The following is a 1146-nucleotide window of genomic DNA, read 5'->3' on the forward strand; positions in this document are numbered from 1 at the left end:
CCCTGCTTCCTGTGGATCTTTCTGGGCGCGCCCTTCATCGAACGCCTGCGCGACAACCACGCGCTGACGGCGGCGCTGACCGCGGTGACCGCGGCGGTGGTGGGGGTGATCCTGAACCTGGCGCTGTGGTTCGGGCTCCATGTGCTGTTCGACCGGCTGCGCCCGGTGGCCGCGATGGGGCTGGACCTGGACCTGCCGGTCTGGCGGACGCTGGACCCGGCGGCGCTGGTGCTGATCCTGGCCGCGATGATCGCGGTCTTCCGCCTGCGCGCGGGGACGGTGCCGGTGCTGGCGGGCTGTGCGCTGGCCGGGCTGGCGCTGCACCTGTCGGGGATCGTCTGAGGCGCGGCGGATTTTTTCGACGCAGCCGGGAAGAGAACCGCGGCCGGTTGCGTCTATGACTGTATCATGACCCGGACACGCGACCCCATCCTGGATCTGCTGGCGCCGCTGCGGCGCTATGCCTTCGCGCTGACCCGCGACAGGGCCGAGGCCGACGACCTGGTCCAGGACGCCCTGCTGCGCGGCCACGAACAGCGCCGCCAGCTGGCCCCCGGCAAGGCGCCGGGACCGTGGCTGCGCGCGATCCTGCGCAACCGGTTCCTGGACCGCCGCCGCCACGACCAGGCCCAGTCCCGCCGCGAGGCGCAGTTCGCCCAGCTGACCCCCCTGGCCCAGGACGCGCCCCAGGACGACGCCCTGCGCCTGTCGCAGCTGCGCCAGGCCTTCCTGGACCTGCCCGACGACCAGCGCGAGGCGCTGGCCCTGATCGCGGTCGAGGGGCTGTCCTATGCCGAGGCAGGCCAGCTGCTGGGCATCCCGCCCGGCACGGTCATGTCGCGGGTGTCGCGCGCCCGCGCCCGGCTGCGCGCGTTCGAGGACGAGGCCCCCGCCCGCCCGGCCCTCAAGATCATCGGAGGACGCGATGCTGAAGGATGATCCGCAGATCGGCCCCGCCGACCTGGATGCTTATGTCGACGACCAGCTGACCCAGGCCCAACGCGCCCAGGTCGAGGCGCATCTGTCGCGCCATCCCGACGCCGCAGCCCGCGTGATGCGCGACCTGTCGCTGCGCCGCGACCTGCGCCGGGCGCTGGCCGCACCGCCCGCGCCGCGTCCGCTGCTGGGCGCCGCGCGGCGGCTTGC

The 1146-nt window shown here is 73.8% G+C and carries 3 protein-coding genes; all 3 read left to right on the forward strand.

The features are described 5' to 3' along the window. The coding region (locus FHD67_RS20170; protein ID WP_139599858.1) for a chromate transporter at positions 1–342 on the forward strand (342 nt) is incomplete at its 5' end. 66 nt (positions 343–408) lie between these two features. Then, positions 409–939: a sigma-70 family RNA polymerase sigma factor gene (locus FHD67_RS20175; protein ID WP_127899771.1), complete on the forward strand. Its 531-nt coding sequence runs from the start codon at positions 409–411 to the stop codon at positions 937–939. Next, on the forward strand, positions 926–1146 hold a 221-nt coding region (locus FHD67_RS20180), incomplete at its 3' end, for a zf-HC2 domain-containing protein (protein ID WP_176695238.1). The genes FHD67_RS20175 and FHD67_RS20180, both read left to right, overlap by 14 nt.

Source organism: Paracoccus haeundaensis, from assembly GCF_006239215.1.
In the GTDB taxonomy this organism is placed as follows: domain Bacteria; phylum Pseudomonadota; class Alphaproteobacteria; order Rhodobacterales; family Rhodobacteraceae; genus Paracoccus; species Paracoccus marcusii.

What these genes read in the sequence shown, in the direction of transcription:
- FHD67_RS20175 (WP_127899771.1), top strand. Translation starts at nt 409, where the DNA reads ATGACCCGGACACGCGACCCCATCCTGGATCTGCTGGCGCCGCTGCGG.